Annotated in this window: 14 protein-coding genes and 2 tRNA genes; 6 read left to right on the top strand and 10 right to left on the bottom strand. The window is 64.5% G+C overall.

Going from position 1 to position 14898, the window contains the following annotated elements; genetic code table 11:
* Positions 1-47: 47 nt before the first annotated feature.
* Entirely contained in the window at positions 48-1061 is a 1014-nt protein-coding gene (locus C1720_RS10255) for an alkene reductase (protein WP_233200044.1), read from the bottom strand.
* A gap of 334 nt (positions 1062-1395) precedes the next feature.
* Here C1720_RS10255 and C1720_RS14325 point away from each other — a divergent pair, with 334 nt between their 5' ends.
* Genes C1720_RS14325 through C1720_RS14315 form a run of 3 tightly spaced genes read left to right on the top strand, consistent with a single transcriptional unit; the run spans position 1396 to position 2353 of the window.
* Positions 1396-1860 (top strand): LysR family transcriptional regulator, encoded by a 465-nt coding sequence (locus tag C1720_RS14325; protein WP_233199929.1) that lies wholly within the window; start codon positions 1396-1398, stop codon positions 1858-1860.
* 14 nt (positions 1861-1874) lie between these two features.
* Positions 1875-2105, top strand: a complete 231-nt coding sequence (locus C1720_RS14320) for a hypothetical protein (RefSeq protein WP_233199928.1) — start codon at positions 1875-1877, stop codon at positions 2103-2105.
* On the top strand, positions 2102-2353 hold the full coding sequence (locus C1720_RS14315; RefSeq protein ID WP_233199926.1) for a LysR substrate-binding domain-containing protein: 252 nt from the start codon (positions 2102-2104) through the stop codon (positions 2351-2353). Before C1720_RS14320 ends, C1720_RS14315 begins: the two co-directional genes overlap by 4 nt.
* Before the next feature lie 130 nt (positions 2354-2483).
* On the opposite strand, the gene C1720_RS10245 is transcribed toward C1720_RS14315, so the two are convergent.
* Positions 2484-3050, bottom strand: a complete 567-nt coding sequence (locus C1720_RS10245; RefSeq protein WP_233199924.1) for a MaoC/PaaZ C-terminal domain-containing protein — start codon at positions 3048-3050, stop codon at positions 2484-2486.
* 81 nt (positions 3051-3131) lie between these two features.
* Here C1720_RS10245 and C1720_RS10240 point away from each other — a divergent pair.
* Positions 3132-3207: transfer RNA gene (locus tag C1720_RS10240), tRNA-Ala, on the top strand.
* 231 nt (positions 3208-3438) lie between these two features.
* On the opposite strand, the gene C1720_RS10235 is transcribed toward C1720_RS10240, so the two are convergent.
* From C1720_RS10235 to trxB, 4 genes are all read right to left on the bottom strand, one after another.
* Positions 3439-3526: transfer RNA gene (locus tag C1720_RS10235), tRNA-Ser, on the bottom strand.
* A 20-nt stretch (positions 3527-3546) separates the two neighbouring features.
* Positions 3547-3717 (bottom strand): 50S ribosomal protein L33, encoded by a 171-nt coding sequence (gene rpmG / locus C1720_RS10230; protein ID WP_050714450.1) that lies wholly within the window; start codon positions 3715-3717, stop codon positions 3547-3549.
* Positions 3718-3748: 31 nt separating this feature from the next.
* Positions 3749-3982 carry a 50S ribosomal protein L28 gene (gene rpmB / locus C1720_RS10225; protein ID WP_050714451.1) on the bottom strand — a complete coding sequence of 78 codons (234 nt, stop codon included), beginning with the start codon at positions 3980-3982 and terminating at the stop codon, positions 3749-3751.
* 189 nt (positions 3983-4171) lie between these two features.
* On the bottom strand, positions 4172-5122 hold the full coding sequence (gene trxB, locus C1720_RS10220; RefSeq protein ID WP_102284624.1) for a thioredoxin-disulfide reductase: 951 nt from the start codon (positions 5120-5122) through the stop codon (positions 4172-4174).
* Positions 5123-5451: 329 nt separating this feature from the next.
* Here trxB and C1720_RS10215 point away from each other — a divergent pair, with 329 nt between their 5' ends.
* Both C1720_RS10215 and C1720_RS10210 read left to right on the top strand, forming a co-directional pair.
* Positions 5452-6117 carry a Crp/Fnr family transcriptional regulator gene (locus C1720_RS10215; protein ID WP_050714452.1) on the top strand — a complete coding sequence of 222 codons (666 nt, stop codon included), beginning with the start codon at positions 5452-5454 and terminating at the stop codon, positions 6115-6117.
* Between the two features lie 299 nt (positions 6118-6416).
* Positions 6417-7160, top strand: a complete 744-nt coding sequence (locus C1720_RS10210; RefSeq protein ID WP_102284126.1) for an ankyrin repeat domain-containing protein — start codon at positions 6417-6419, stop codon at positions 7158-7160.
* Positions 7161-7619: 459 nt separating this feature from the next.
* Here the strand turns inward: C1720_RS10210 and C1720_RS10205 are convergent, their stop codons facing one another.
* The 4 genes from C1720_RS10205 to C1720_RS10190 form a co-directional block, all read right to left on the bottom strand.
* Entirely contained in the window at positions 7620-8096 is a 477-nt protein-coding gene (locus C1720_RS10205; protein ID WP_146006980.1) for a hypothetical protein, read from the bottom strand.
* A gap of 5 nt (positions 8097-8101) precedes the next feature.
* A complete protein-coding gene (locus tag C1720_RS10200; RefSeq protein ID WP_102284124.1) occupies positions 8102-10336 on the bottom strand; it encodes a TonB-dependent siderophore receptor in 2235 nt (744 codons plus the stop codon).
* Positions 10337-10614: 278 nt separating this feature from the next.
* A complete protein-coding gene (locus tag C1720_RS10195) occupies positions 10615-11487 on the bottom strand; it encodes a helix-turn-helix transcriptional regulator (RefSeq protein WP_102284123.1) in 873 nt (290 codons plus the stop codon).
* 104 nt (positions 11488-11591) lie between these two features.
* Complete coding sequence (locus C1720_RS10190; protein ID WP_102284122.1) at positions 11592-14723, bottom strand: DUF2339 domain-containing protein; 3132 nt, start codon at positions 14721-14723, stop codon at positions 11592-11594.
* Positions 14724-14898: the final 175 nt, after the last annotated feature.

The following is a 14898-nucleotide window of genomic DNA, read 5'->3' as shown; positions in this document are numbered from 1 at the left end:
AAACCGCCTGCGTATCACTGGCGGTTTTGTTTTTGACGCCCGGCGGATCAGGCGGGAAGAAATGGATAGTCAATATAGCCATACTCGCCGCCGCCAAACAGGGTGGGGCGGTCCGGGGCATTGAGCGCGGCGTTTTGCTCAAAACGGCGCGGCAGATCGGGATTGGCCAGGAAAAGCGAACCATAGGCGATCAAGCTGACAATGCCTTTTTGCAGCTCGGCTTCGCCGCTTTCGCGGGTATAAGCCGTGCCTGCCACAAGTGTATGCGAAACAAGTTTGCCGAATATCTCGATCTCATCGCTTTGCGGATAATGCGGCAGCAGCGGGAACATGGGGCTTCGTTTCATCAATTCCACAAAAGCAAAATCAAGCTGGTTCAGCTCGTTGATCAAATAAGTGTAAGTTGCCAAGGGATCATCGAACGCAATGCCCGCGTAAGGGTGCAACGGGCTGATTTTGATGCCGACTTTGCCGCCGCCCACGGGGGCAATCAGCGTGCGCATGACTTCCAGCGTGAAACGCGCTGGCGATGCTGCCGCCATATTCTCATCCGCGCGGTGGTTGGCGGAATCAGACAAGAACTGCTGCGGCAAATAGCCATTGGCGGCATGCAGCTCCACGCCGTCAAATCCGGCGGCCACGGCATTTTGGGCCGCCTGGGCGTAGTTGGCAATGATCTGGCGAATTTCCGGCAGCGCCAGTTCACGCGGCGTTTCATAATCCTTCATGCCTTGCGAGGTGAAATGCTGCGCGCCTTCGATTTTGATGGCCGAAGGCGCCACGGGCAATTGGCCGCCGCGATCCACGGAATGGCCCACGCGGCCAGTGTGCCAGAGCTGGGCGAAAATGATTCCGCCTTTTTCATGCACGGCCTGCGTGACTTTGCGCCAGGCGGCGACCTGTTTTTCTTCAAACAGGCCAGGCGTGAGCGGGCTGCCCAATGCGTCGGCGGAAATATTGATGGCTTCCGACAAAATCAGGCCCGCGCTGGCGCGCTGGGCATAATACTCCGCCGTCATGGTGCCGACCACGCCGTGAATATCAGCGCGGCTGCGCGTCATGGCGGCCATGACCATGCGGTTTTTCAGCATCAATGACCCCATCCGGAATGATTCAAGCAGTTTCATGCGTTTTCTCCTGAAAATGGTTTGGAGAATTCAACTCCGCAATTAGCTGATTGACATCAGCGCATTTTCCTCATTTCGCCAAATGGAGCCTGTCCAGCTCATGGCGCCGGCCCGGTAACCCATCAGCAGCAAAACGGCATTCCGGGCGCCGAATGCGTTCATTCCAGAACCCTTTATGCGAATATATGAAGGGACTGACAGCATATTTCCCTTTCGCAGAAATAATGCGCAATAAAATGGAAAATACTGTTCATTCAACGGAACAATCATGCTGATATTGGATGACATGGCGCTTTTTGTGGCCGTGGCGCGGGCTGGCAGCTTCACGCAGGCGGCGCAGTCGCTGGAGATGCCCAAGTCCACGCTGTCGGCGCGCATCAGCCGGCTGGAGCAGCGCATGGGCTTGCCGCTGCTCAAGCGCAGCACGCGCAAGGTGGAGCTGAGGGAGGCGGGCCGCCTGTATTTCAACCGGGCCGACGCGCTTGTGAGCGAAGCTGGGCTGTTGCATGAGCAGCTGGGCCATCTGCTGCGCGAGCCGCAAGGGCTGCTGCGCCTTTCCGTGCCTGTGGACTTCGCGCATGAATTCATTGCCCCGTATCTTGGGGAGTTCTGCGAACGGTTTCCGCTCATTCAGCTCTCTTTTGATGTGACGCCGCGCAAGGTCAATCTGATCAGCGAGAGGTTTGACGTGGCCATTCGCGCAGGCAAGCAGCCGGATTCAGGGCCGGTGTAGAGCGCCTGCTGGCCATGTTTTCAGGCGGGCTGTATGCCGCGCCTGCCTATGTGGCGCGGCACGGCGAGCCGCTGGAGCCTGCCGATCTGGCCCGGCACCAGTGCCTTCGCTTTCCACCAGGTTTTGATGATGTGAGGGAGTTGCGCCACGCGCATGAAATGGCCGCCCAGGCAGACGGCGATTCGGCCAATGGCGAACGATTGACGGCAACACGCCCAGCCCGCAATCACGCAGCATCCGCGTGAATGGCCGCATTGCTTCCAACAGCCTGGGATTGAACCTGCGCCTGGCGCTGCACGGTTTTAGCATCGCAGCGCTGCCTGACGCGCTGGCCGTTCCATATACGGCGCAAGGCCGTCTGCAAGCGCTGCTGCCAGGCTGGCAGACACGCGCCGTGCCGGTTTATGGATTCACCGCCAACAAACTGCTGCCCGCCAGGGCGCAGGCGTTCATCGACTTTCTGAAAGAAAAGCTGGCCAGATTAGCTGTTTAAAAAAGCCGCCTGATTTTGCATGAGCTTCAGAAAACAAAACAGCCGCCCTTCCTTCCATAAAGCATGGCATTGAATGCCATTCAGCTCACGGAAGGAAAGGCGGCTGTAATTCTGCTTAGTGATCTATCTTTCAGGCCACAGTGAACGCGGCGGGCGGTTCTATATGCGGCAAAACCAGCGAGGGGCGCGGCTGGCGAACTTTGGCGACAGGAGCCATGACATACGCTTTGCCACTGATCACGCGCTCACCTTTCTGATTGGTTACCTCGCAATCAAGAGTAACGCGCTTTTTGGCTGCCTCCAAAGAAGCCACCGTGACGCTGGCCGTCAGCTCGTCACCGATGTGAACCGGGCGCATGAATTGCAAGCTTTGCTCCAGGTAAATCGTTCCAGGCCCAGGCAATTGGGTGCCCAGCACAGCCGAAATAAGCGCCCCGCCCAGCATGCCATGCGCAATCACGCCATGGAAAAGGGTGTCACGGGCATACGCGACATCCAAATGCGCCGGATTCACGTCGCCCGATACGGCGGCGAAAGCCAAAATATCCTGCCCTGACACTTGCCGCGTCATCTGGGCCGATTGGCCGACGCGCAGTTCGTCAAAGGTCACGTTTTCAATCCACTCGTGGGCGGATGCATTGCTTTGTGTTTCAGGTTTCATAGTGTCAACAACAGCCTCCTGAGCTGTATTTTGCACGCCAATGCTCTCCTTGCATAGCTCGGCTTCCCTTATTGCGCGAACGCATCAATGCGCATATAATCGCGCCCTGCAATGCATGGGGGGGTAGCTCAGCTGGGAGAGCGCCGCGTTCGCAATGCGGAGGTCGGGAGTTCGATCCTCCTCCTCTCCACCACATATCAAAAAGCCAACCATTTCTGGTTGGCTTTTTTCTTGGGCCGTCCAATGAAAAACCCGAAAGCTTGCCATCCAGCCCCGGTGCGGGTGGCGGGCTGGGCTGGTTTATGGCGGGCAACTCAATTGGACAAGCGCCGCTTGCCATTTGCCTGCCCGCCTGAATTTCAAAGGCGCCAGGCAAAAGCAGCCCAATAAAAAAGCAGCCATGAAGGCTGCTTTTTTATTGGGCTGGCGGAGGCGGTGAGATTCGAACTCACGAACGGTTGCCCGTTGCCGGTTTTCAAGACCGGTGCAATCGACCACTCTGCCACACCTCCTTCCCAGTGAAGAAACACGCTTATTTAAGCTTCACTTCCTTGTATTCCACATGCTTGCGTGCCTTGGGGTCGAACTTGGTGATCGACATTTTCTCCGGCATGGTTTTCTTGTTCTTGCTGGTGGTGTAGAAGTGGCCGGTGCCAGCCGTGGATTCCAGCTTGATTTTTTCGCGTCCGCCTTTGGAAGCCATGATATTTCCTTTGTTTGTTCAGAAAACGGGATCAGGCCTGGCCGCGAGCGCGCATGTCAGCGAGCACGGCGTCAATGCCTTTTTTGTCAATCAGGCGCAGCGCAGCGCTGGTGACGCGAAGGCGCACCCAGCGGTTTTCGCTTTCAACCCAGAAACGGCGGTATTGCAGGTTCGGCAGGAACCGGCGCTTGGTTTTGTTGTTGGCATGGGAAACGTTGTTGCCAACCATGGGCTTCTTGCCCGTGACTTCGCACTTGCGTGCCATATTGGATTGCTCCGTTTTAATAACAGCCGGGGCTGGACGCCGCGCAACTCCCAGCCGCTGGCTGGCTGCAACTCGCCCCGTGCTTGACCTCGCCAGGAAAGGGTGGCGGTATCCCTTCTTTTTTGCCTTGGGTTGATTTGGCAAAGCGGCGGATTATAGCGGCGCATCCACGCCATTCGCCAGCAGCTCTCAGCCCTGCTGCTCCAGAAAGCGCTGGGCGTCCAGCGCCGCCATGCAGCCCGTGCCAGCGCTGGTAATGGCCTGGCGATAGATGAAGTCCTGCACATCGCCTGCGGCGAAGACGCCGGGCACGCTGGTTTGCGTGGCAAAGCCATGGCGTCCGCCCTGGGTGACGATGTAGCCGTTTTCCAGCTCGAGCTGCCCCTGGAAGATGCCGGTGTTGGGCGCGTGGCCAATGGCGATGAAGCAGCCATGCACGGCCAGCTCCTGCGTCTGGCCGCTGGCCGTGTCTTTCAGGCGCACGCCCGTCACGCCCATCGCGTCGCCCAGCACTTCGTCCAGGGCGGCGTTGAGCTTCAGCTCGATCTTTCCTTCGCGCACTTTTTCATGAAGGTGATCCACCATGATGGGTTCGGCGCGAAAGCTGTCTCTGCGGTGCACCAGATAGACCTTGCTGGCGATGTTGCTGAGATACAGCGCTTCTTCCACTGCGGTGTTGCCGCCGCCAATCACGCAGACGGGTTTGCCGCGATAGAAAAAGCCGTCGCAAGTGGCGCAGGCGCTCACGCCGCGCCCCATGTAGGCCTCTTCAGAAGGCAGGCCCAGGTATTTGGCCGTGGCGCCGGTGGCGATGATGAGGGCGTCGCACGTGTAAACCGCGTTATCGCCCGTCAGGGTGAAGGGCCGTGCAGACAAATCGGCCTTGTGGATGTGGTCCATCACCAGTTCGGTGCGAAAGCGCTCGGCATGCGCTTGCAGGCGCTGCATCAAATCAGGCCCCTGTACGCCGGCCACATCAGCGGGCCAGTTGTCCACTTCAGTGGTGTTCATGAGCTGCCCGCCCTGGGCCATGCCGGTGATGAGCACGGGCTGAAGATTGGCGCGGGCGGCATAGATGGCGGCGGTATAGCCGGCAGGGCCGGAGCCAAGAATGAGAAGGCGGATGTGTCGGGTTTTCATGGAGATGGCGGCAGGTGGTTTCACGCACCGGAGTGCAAAAAGGATGTGCAAAAATAGTAGCAAAAACCCGTCAATCGAAACATTTGCGGGAATAGGCGGATTTTAAGAACTGGTTCGAAATCCGGTCGCAAGAGGCAAGTGCGGTTCGGAATGGGCTGCAAGGCGCAGGCGGGCGTGACATCCCGGCGAGGATTTGCGAAGCCCAAGAGCGCCCGGCCCCGCGCTTTTCGCGCCCACGGACAGACTTTGAACAGGTTCCAAAAGGTTGCCTGGCCGCCATTCGCCAGCCCGCCAGAGGGGTTCATCAAAAAAATCAAGGAATTGAAGTCATGTCCATGCTCTCCAATCTGGATTTGGTTCGCCGGGTCCCTTTGTTTTCGACGTTGTCAGACGAGCAGGCCGCGCAAGTGGCAGAGGCGGTGGTCAAGCGCCGTTTCAAACGCGGGCAAACCATCGTCGAACAGGGGCAAAGAACGGACACGCTGTTCATTTTGCTGAATGGCCGCGCCCGCGTGATCATGACCCGTGGCAATCGCGAGGTCATTCTGGCCTCCCTGCATCCGGGCGATCACATTGGCGAAATGAGCATGATCGACAACGCCCCGCACTCGGCCACCGTGCGGGCTGACATACAGACCGACACGCTCACGCTCAGCCGCGACGCATTCATGCAGTGCCTGCCAGATGGCTCATCCATCGCCTACGCCATCATGTACGGGCTGGTGCAGCGGCTGCGGCAGGCAGACCGCCAGATCGGATCGCTGGCGCTGATGGACGTATATGGCCGCGTGGCCCATGCCTTGCTGGACTTCGCCGTGGACCAAGGGCACGGCGAACTGGTCGTGCAGGAAAAGATATCGCGCCAGGACCTGGCCCGCATGGTGGGCGCCTCGCGCGAGATGGTCAGTCGCGTAATCCGGGGCCTGGAAGAAAGCAACTTCATCCGGCAGCAAAAAGACGGCACCATCCTCATCGTCTCGCGCGACAGGCTCTGAAAGGCCGTCTCAAAAGGGGCAGCTCGGATATGGCGCAGACAAAAGAATCAAAGGGCACAAGCGCCACATAGCTGTAAACATGATGGGGCTGCTGCTGGCCATGGTGGTGCACTCGGCTCGCATTTAGAACCAGGTGGATGCCAAGGCTTTGCTGGTAAGGCTGTTTATGCACTTCGAGTGCCCCAAGACCATCTTTGCCGATGGCGGCTACACGGGCACTGATTAAGGATGGGTTCTGAGATTCGATTCAAAAAAGCGTCTGGGAGCCTGCGCAGACGCTCTTCTTTTTTGCCGCTGCCATGCTTTTTTCCTTTACGCCCTACATCACGTTGATGCGCAGACGGCAGATGCTTCTGTCCACGCTGGCCTTTATGGCTGCCTCGGCCTGCGGTCAGCAAGGTTCAGATATGAGCAATGAAAAATTCGCGACTCCAAAGGATGCAGCGCTATATCAGGCGGCAGCCAAAGGTGATTTGACGCAAGCGCGCCAGCTGCTGGCCGAAGGTGCGAGCCTCAACAGCCGCAATGCCAGAGAAATGACGCCGCTGGACGTTGCCATGGTGGAAGGCAACCGCCGCGCCTTTGACAGCCTGCTGGAGCTGGGAGCAGACCCCACTTGGCTGGGTGACGCGCGCGACACATCCATGCACCTGGCCGCCATCTTGCATGACAGTCGCTGGCTGGCCGTGCTGCTCAAGCGTGGCTTTTCTACCGAGGTGAAGAACGCGCTGGGTGAAACCCCGCTGTTCGGCGCTCTGGGTCCCGATACCCAGGACAACATGCAACTGCTGCTGGATGCTGGGGCTAACGTGCATGCGCGCGCAAAAGACGATCGGACGCTTCTGCACCATGCGGCCATGATTGGCAGTTTTGCCGACATCCCTCGCTTGCTGAAGTTAGGGGTAGATCCGCGCGCAGAAGATCAGCTGGGCAAGACATTTCAGTACTACTTTTTCATGGGGCCGCGCGACCCTGAAGTAGAGAAAAAAGTGCGCGCCTGGCTACACGACCACGGCATTGCCGTGGAAGAGCGGCGCAAATAACAAATGCGAAATGCGCGAACGGCGGATGCTTCCGCCCAACGCAGGGCTGGATGGCTGCTTTGGCTTGCGGGCATCCCGGTTCAAGCGCGGCGATGGCCATTAAGGGCATCCAATCCGCCCGCCTTGTGCGGCATGTGCGGCAAGGCTTGCAGGAAGATGCGGCGCGCCATTTCCGCCATTTCCCCATTTCCTTTTCACATTCATTGAAAAACGGGCAAAGCGCGAACCCAAGGCCCCGCCGAACCTTGCCCGCTGCCTGGCAGGCTCTTTGAAGGATGTCCAAGCAAGCCAGCGAAGCATGTCCGCTTTGAAGCTGTCACCCTCTGGATCGTCTGCCAGGCCATCAAAAACAGGAGCTGATTCATAGGGTGCCAAAACGGCGCCAGCGCCCATTCCACTAGGACATCACGCTATGGATTCGAGAGCTGAAAACAAGCTTTCCCGATGCCCCCACAGGCCTTACGCCAGCATCTGGCGGGCCAGCGCCACAGCTTCGGGCAAGGTGGCGGCGGCGGCAACGCGCACGGGGCTGGCGCCGGCCTGCTGGCGGCCTGATGCCAGCAAGGCGGCGCGGGCGGCCTCGTCGCCAATCACGTAAACGTTGCCCCGGCAATATTGGTGAAAGGCCGCCAAGTGGCGTTTCATCCAGAGCGCGGCGGCTTTCTTTTCTTCGGGCGATTCGCCTTTGTGGCTGATGTAGGCGTTCATGTCGCACACCACGGCAAAGGGCTGCTGGCGTTGCAGGGCGGCTTCCAGCGTGTCCAGCCACTGGCGGGCGCGCTCCAGCCCCGGCTGCCCCGGCTGGCGCCCGGGCAGGCGCGCCAGCAGCACGGGCCACAGGGAAAAGTCGGCCTGAAAGCCTTCCACGCCCGGCGCGGGAAAGCCGGGCTGTTCGGGGGCGCGCGCGTTCATGCTGGCATCCGGATTCGGGTTCATGCGGTTCACCATTGATAGTCGAGTTCGGCGCTGATGGCGCGGGCCTGGCCCCAGTTGCAGTAGCTGGCGCTGGAGCAGGCGGCAAAGCGGCGGTTGGCCAGGTTGGCGGCGCGCACGGAAAGCGTCAGGTGCGGGCTGATGGCGTAGTGCGCGGCGGCGTCCAGCAGGGTGTGGCCGGGCACGCGCAAGGTGTTGGCCGCGTCGGCCCAGGCGCTGCCGGTGTGGCGCACGCCCAGGCCCAGCCGCAGCCGGGGCGTGAAGGCGCGCTCGGCCCACAGCGCAGCCGTGGCGCGCGGCATATTGACGGGGCGCTTGCCCAGATCAGCACCGTTGCTGGCGGTGATTTGGGGCGCCAGCCAGGTCAGGCTGGCATGGATGTGCGTGGCTTGCGCCAGCGCGGCGCGCCCTTCCAGCTCCAGCCCGCGCGTGCGCTGCCGGCCCGACTGCGTCATGCACGGGCCGGGGCCGGTGGCGCTCATGCACATGTGCGTGGGGTCGGCATCGGGCGTGAGGGCGTTTTTCTGCTGGATGCTGAAAGCGGCGGCGGCCAGTTGCAGCCGCCCGTCTTCAGAGGCGTATTTCAGCCCCGCTTCCCACTGGCGCGCACGCAAGGGGCGGTAGCCCTGGCCGTCGGCCATCAGCCCCGCCTGCGGCAAAAAAGATGTGGCATGGCTGGCGTAGGCCACCCACTGCGGCGTGATGTGCCACGAAAGCGCGGCGCGCCCCGTGAAGGCATCGTCTTGCTGGCCGATGGCGGCGCTGGCGGCCCGCCCCATGAGCTGGCTGGCGCGCTGGCTGCGGGTGCGGGCCGTGTCGTAGCGCCCGCCCAGGATGAGGGCGAGAGGGCCGTGGCGCATTTGGTCTTGCACATAAAAACCCGTCTGGCGGGCGTGATCCAGCGTTTCGGCCCATAAATGGGCCGTGGCGGGCGATGCGGGCGCGGCCACGGCCAGCCCGTACACGGGGTTGCGGATGCGAATGGGCGGCACACCCGCAAAGCTGAAGCCCATTTGCTGCGTCAGGCGGCTTTGCATGTGATCCAGCCCCAGCAGCAGGCGGTGCGCCACGGGGCCGGTGCGCGCCTGGCCTTCGATGGCGGTGTCGGCCATCAGCGCCTGCGTGCGCGAGCCGGCATGCAAAGCCGTGCGCGCCAGCGTGTCAGGCGGAACCAGGGCGGCAGCGGCCAGCCCCTGCACGGCCGCTTGCGAGGCAATGCGGCGCAGCGCGTGCCGCAGCGTCCAGCCCGCGCCCAGCGCGTGCTCGAAGTCGTAACCCAGCGTGGTTTGCGTGCGGCTGAAGTGGCTGAAAGCCGGATCGCCCACAAAAAAGCGGCGCGGCACGTAACCGCCATCCGGCAAGGGTGACAGCACGCCTTGCGCGGGCAGGCCGCCGTAGTAGCCGCCGCGCGGGTCTCTCTGGTAGCTGGCCAGCAGCGTCAGCGCCGTTTGCGGCCCGATTTGCCAGCGCAGCGAAGGCGCCAGCGCCAGGCGGCGCGATGAAACGTGATCGATCTGGTTGTTCTGCGCCCGCCCCAGCGCGGCCAGCCGCCAGGTGAAGCGCCCGCTGCCGTCTCCTGCCGCGCCGCCCGCATCCAGCCGCAGCTCGCGCCGCTGCCAGTTGCCCAGCGTCACGCTGGCCTGCCGGTGCGCCTTCGCCTGCGGGCGTTTGGACAAGGCATTGACCAGCCCGCCCGGCAGGCTTTGCCCGTAGAGCATGGAGCCAGGGCCGCGCAGCACATCCACGCGCTCCAGCAGCCAGGGATCGAACTGCGGCAGGCTCAAATTGCCCACGCCGAACGAAGCGCGCATGCCATCCAGAAACAGCGCGCCGTTGTAGGTTTGCCCGCGCAAGCTGAAAAAGTCATAGCGGCTGGAATCGTTGCCGCCGCCAGGCATGGCGTGCAGGCCCGGGCTGTAGGCCAGCGCCTGCCCCAGCGTGACCGCGCCGCTGGCCTGCAAATCGGCCTGCGTGAGCACGGAAACGGACTGGGGCGTCTCCAGCAAAGGCGTGCGCGTTTTGGTGGCGCTGGCGGCCTGCCGGGGCAGGCGGCCATTGGGGCCGTCGTCGTATTCAGCGCCGCCCGGGCGCTCGCGCACGATGACGGCATCCAGCGTGTCATGCCTGTCAGACGCGCCCCCGCCCGCTGGCGCTGCCGCATCTGCAGCAAACGCAGCAGGCCAGGCCAGCGCCGCCGCGCAAGACAAAAGCAAAACCCGGCCCTGAATGGCAGGTGCGTGCATGGTGTTTCTCCTCCATTGAATCCAGCTGCAACAAAGGAAAAGTCTGCGCACGCACACGGCCCGGCGCTTGCAGAAAACGGCGAATCATTTTCATTTGGCGGCAGGTTTTCCCAGCCGCCCGCACGCCGCAAGCCATCGCTTATTTCGCTTCTGTTTCGAGAGCAGTCAAGCCCGTCAAACCGTGCGGCAGAGGCATTTTCGGAGCCTTCCATTTGCTCTTGTTCTTGAAGTGAAACCGGGGCACTGGCCGCACTCACGGCCAGGCTCTGAACAGGCTCTCAAGCCCCGCCCTGCCCTGCCTGCTGCGCCAGGCGCTGGCGCAGGCGGCCTGGCGTTTCGCCGAATTGCGCCCTGAAGGCCGTGCAAAAGTGCGCTGCGCTGCTGAAGCCCAGCCGCTCGGCGGCCAGCGCCACGGGCAGGCCCTCGTCCAATACCAGGTGCCGCCCTTGCAGCAGGCGCTGCTGGCGCAGCCAGACAAAGGGCGATGCGCCGAATTCGCGGCCGAAGCTTTCGCTCAGGGCGCGCGCGCTCATGCCGGCCTCGGCGGCCATGCCGGCCAGCGTCCAGGCGCGGGCCAGGTCGGCTTGCAGCGCTGCGGCCAGGCGCAGCAGGCGTTCGCGGCGCGAGGGGGCGCGCGTGCCGGTGAGCGCCGCAATGCCTTGCACGAAGATGGCTTGCGCGGCCGCTTCCAGCCGCAGCAGTTGCAGCGGCTGGCGCGGGTCGCTGTCCAGGATGTCGCCAGCCAATTGCAAGCTGCGCGCGTCGGCGGCCACTTGCACCTGGCGCAGCGGCTCGTGGCGGGCGAACAGGCTGTCAAACCAGCTTTCCAGTTGCCGCGCGCGCAAGTCGGGGCGCAGCATGCTCACGCCGACCACGCGTATGGCGCAGGCGCTGGCTTGCGCGCTCCAAGGCAGCGGCTCGCGCACGGCCAGCACTTGCATGCCCAGCGCGCGCGGCTCGCTCACGCAGTCGCCGCAGTGCAGCCGCAGACCGCCGCGCGCCAGCACGGTGACGTAAAGGCCCGCCTGCACCTGGCGCGCCGCCGGGTGCGCGCCCAGCGCCAGCGGCGGATGGTCGGCGCCGCGTACCAGCAAGTGCAGCCGCTCGCTGCGGTGTTCCACAAAGCGGGCGGGCGTGGCGGCAGGGGGCATGGCTTTAAAAAGAGGAGCGAATTCAGGGCGCCAGAAAAGGGCTTTCGCGCACTTTCGACTAGGACCTCATGCTACGAATCAAATAGCGAAATCAGACTGCCGTTTCAGCCTTCTTCCGCGCCTTCTTCTGCGCCTTCTTCCGCCGCCTGGCTGGCTGGCGCTTTGCCTTCTTTGCGCGGCGGCAGCGGGGCCAGGTAGCCCACCACGAGCATGAGCGCGCCCACGCCGATGAAGGCAAAGATGCGCTCGCCGCCGCCGCTGTTGGCCAGGTCCACCGCAAAGAGCTTGAGCACCACCAGGCCCAGCAGGCCCGCGCCGCTCATCCACAGCACGCGCTGGCGGCGGCGGTGCGCGGTCACCATCAGGGCCAGCGCCAGCAGCGTCCACCACAGCGAGTAGCCCGCCTGCACGACAAAGCTGCCGCCCAGCGCCTGCGACGACCAGCGCACGCCAAACCAGTGGTGCGCCACGCGCAGCCACAGCGTGTTGGCGGCAATGAAGGCGCTGCCGCCCAGCGCGGCCCAGAAAAGCGGCGCGGTCAGCCACTGGCGCGCGCCTTCAATGCGCGGGCGCGCGGCCAGCACGGCGCGCCGCCACAGCAGCACGCTGCCCAGCGCGGCCAGCACGCTGGCATCCACCGGATTGAGCAGGGGCGCATAGGGCAGCGGCGGCGCGTTGCCCGCTGCGGTGCAGGCCACGAACAGCGCTTGCAGCACGGCCAGCACGGCCAGGGGGCGCGCGGCCGTCCACAAGTAAGCCCCGGCATGCGGGCGCAGCGGCCACTGGCGCGGCGGGCGGCTGGCCCAGGCCGTCAGCGCCCACAGCACAGCGGCGCAGGCGGCCAGCGCAAGCGCGACGCGCCAGTCGCCGGGCGGGTTCAGGCGGTGCAGTGCGTCCCGCATGGCATCGCCCAGCACCAGCAGCGCCAGCCACACGCTGGCCGGGTGGCGCAAGGCAGGCACGCGGATGGGCGCCGCCCCGCGCCCCGCATGCCCTTCGCGCCCCGGCCGCTCATCGCGCCGCGCAAATTCGCCCGCCAGCTTTTCGCCCATCCACATGAACAGCCATTGCAGCGCCAGCGCCAGCGGCCAGAGTACGGGGCCAAGGCCGTCCAGCGCGCGCTCGTCCATGACCCACAGCACCAGCAAGGCCAGCCACAGCGCGGGCAGCGCCAGGCGGCTGGGCCAGACGGCATCCGCCCAGCGCCAGCGCGCGGCAGCCCACAGCGCCAGCGCGGCCGAAAGCAGGCCCGACAGCACCGTCAGCTGCAAGGCCACGCCGTCTGAAAACACGGGCGGCAGGCCCGCTGCGGGCACGCGGCTCCATTCCTGATGCCAGGCCAGGCACCACAGCGCAAAGCCATACAGCAGCAGCGGCAGGCCCAGCTGCGCCTCCAGCTCTTTCCACGCGCGCTCCCAGCGGCTGCCGTGCGGCGGCTCGCCTTCATCCAGCGGCGCGCGCAGCAGCCAGGCGCACAGCAGCGCCGCCAGCGCCAGCGTGGCCACGTGCATGAAGGCCGGATGCGCCAGCGGCCACGCGCCTTCAGGCGGCCCATCCAGCCCGGACAGCAGCGCCAGCGCCGCCACCGCCTGCAAAGCCAGCCCGAAGGCGCGCGAGAGCCAGCGCGACTGGCGCACACCCACCCAGAAAGCGGCCGCGCCCTCCAGCGCCCAGGCCAGGCCCGTGGCCCGCGCATCCAGCGCCAGCGGCGCGGCCAGCGTGACAAAGCCCACGCCCAGCGCCATGAAGCACGTGCCCATCAAATGCCAGCGCCAGCGCGCCGCCTCACCCATGCTGGCCAGCCAGCCCCACAGCACCAAATACGCCACGCCAAAGCCCAGCGCCGACCAGGCCGCGCCGTATTCCAGATGCCGCACCATGCCCGCCTGCAAGGCAAAACCGGCCAGCGGCACGCCAAAAACCAGCGCGGCATCCACCACGGCGCGGCCCGGCGGCGTCTCTTGCGCGGCGCGCAGGCGGGCATACAGCAGCGCCACGGCCACGTAAATTGCCATGAACGCCAGCAAAAATGGCTGCGCCGTGCCCCACTCTGGCGGCGTGTAGCGCAGCACGCCCCAAACCGTGGCAATGCCGAAAGTCGATACCGCCCCCAGCCAGTTCAGCTCGCGCCAGGCGCGCCGCGCCGCAATGGCCGCAATGCCCAGCCCCAGCAGCGTGTAGTAGCCAAACAGCGCCACGTGGCTGCCCTGCCCTGTTGAAAGCAGCAGCGGCGTGGCAAAGCCGCCCGCAAACGCCAGAAACGCCAGCGCCCGCGCGTTTTGCCCCAGCGCCAGCGCGCAGCCGCCCGCGCACACCAGCACCATGAGCGCGAAAGCGCCCATCTGCGAGGCCATCACCCCCAGCCGGAAGGCGGCAAACACCGTCAGATACAGCACCGCCACGCCCGCGCCCTGAAGCGACAGGCCAAACCCCGGTTTGCGCAAGCGCTGCCGCCAGCCCACCGCCAGCAGCGCCGCCCCCGTGGCCGCCACCGCCAGCAGCCGCAGCGGCAGCGGCAGCAGCCCCGCCTGCGCCGCGTAGCGCACCAGAAACGACAGGCCGATGAACAAAATCACCAGCCCGATGCGCACGATGGCATTGCCGCCCAGCAGCCATCCCGCAGCACGGGCGATCCAATCGTCGCCATCGCCCTCTTGAACGCCGTGCGGCGCCCGCACGCGCTGCGCCACGGCGGGGCGCTGTGCATGAACGGCCTGGGTGCGGGCGGATGGGGCGGGCCGGGCAGATTCCGGCGCGGGCGCAACGGGTTCCGAAAGCGGCGCGGCCAGCACGGGCGGTGTGTCAAAGAAGGAATCCCGGAAATCCGGCGGCGCTGGCGGCGCTGGCGGCGCTGGCGGCGCTGGCGGCAGCGGCGGCATATGCGCGGGCCAGTCCGCCGCAGCCGCTGGCACAAGCGGCTCGGCCCCCGGCGGCATGGCCGTGGCGCCAGACACGGCAGGCGCCGCTGAAGATGCAGCGGGCGCTGCGGGCACGGAAGGCACGGCAGGCGCGGCCATTTCGCCCTCCGCCCCTCTCGCGGCCCGCCGCACCCGGCGATCGCGCTCATGCAGCGCCGCCCATTCCTTGCGCACCAGGGCGCGCACCACAAGCTGCAACGTCCAGCCCATCAGCGCGCCCAGCATCAGCCCCCCCAGAATGAAGGTTCTGCTATCGCCGCCGCCACGCGCCAGCAGCCCCCCCAGAAACATCCCCCACAGCAGTCCCCAAATCACCATTCGTTGCTCCTTGCCAGGCCCGCCGCCTGCGGGCGCAGACTTTACCGCCCGCCTCCGCCGCTTCCAGCCTCCCCCGGCCAGCGTTGCACGCTTTTCGCACCCGCAAAAGGTTTGCAGCGCGGCGAATCGTGCGCAGTCTCACTGAATGAGTGAAAAGGCCATGAATCAACTCATC

It is taken from the genome of Ottowia massiliensis (assembly GCF_900240305.1).
Classification (GTDB): domain Bacteria; phylum Pseudomonadota; class Gammaproteobacteria; order Burkholderiales; family Burkholderiaceae_C; genus Ottowia; species Ottowia massiliensis.
The sequence above is the reverse complement of the archived record's forward strand: the minus strand, read 5'-3'. Positions and strand labels throughout refer to the sequence as shown.

What these genes read in the sequence shown, in the direction of transcription:
- trxB (WP_102284624.1), bottom strand. Translation starts at nt 5,122, where the DNA reads ATGAAAACCCGACACATCCGCCTTCTCATTCTTGGCTCCGGCCCTGCC.
- C1720_RS10255 (WP_233200044.1), bottom strand. Translation starts at nt 1,061, where the DNA reads ATGACGCGCAGCCGCGCTGATATTCACGGCGTGGTCGGCACCATGACG.
- C1720_RS10210 (WP_102284126.1), top strand. Translation starts at nt 6,417, where the DNA reads ATGCTTTTTTCCTTTACGCCCTACATCACGTTGATGCGCAGACGGCAG.
- rpmB (WP_050714451.1), bottom strand. Translation starts at nt 3,982, where the DNA reads ATGGCACGCAAGTGCGAAGTCACGGGCAAGAAGCCCATGGTTGGCAAC.
- C1720_RS14320 (WP_233199928.1), top strand. Translation starts at nt 1,875, where the DNA reads ATGTTTTCAGGCGGGCTGTATGCCGCGCCTGCCTATGTGGCGCGGCAC.
- C1720_RS10215 (WP_050714452.1), top strand. Translation starts at nt 5,452, where the DNA reads ATGTCCATGCTCTCCAATCTGGATTTGGTTCGCCGGGTCCCTTTGTTT.
- C1720_RS10200 (WP_102284124.1), bottom strand. Translation starts at nt 10,336, where the DNA reads ATGCACGCACCTGCCATTCAGGGCCGGGTTTTGCTTTTGTCTTGCGCG.
- C1720_RS10190 (WP_102284122.1), bottom strand. Translation starts at nt 14,723, where the DNA reads ATGGTGATTTGGGGACTGCTGTGGGGGATGTTTCTGGGGGGGCTGCTG.
- C1720_RS10205 (WP_146006980.1), bottom strand. Translation starts at nt 8,096, where the DNA reads ATGAACCCGAATCCGGATGCCAGCATGAACGCGCGCGCCCCCGAACAG.
- C1720_RS10195 (WP_102284123.1), bottom strand. Translation starts at nt 11,487, where the DNA reads ATGCCCCCTGCCGCCACGCCCGCCCGCTTTGTGGAACACCGCAGCGAG.
- C1720_RS14325 (WP_233199929.1), top strand. Translation starts at nt 1,396, where the DNA reads ATGCTGATATTGGATGACATGGCGCTTTTTGTGGCCGTGGCGCGGGCT.
- rpmG (WP_050714450.1), bottom strand. Translation starts at nt 3,717, where the DNA reads ATGGCTTCCAAAGGCGGACGCGAAAAAATCAAGCTGGAATCCACGGCT.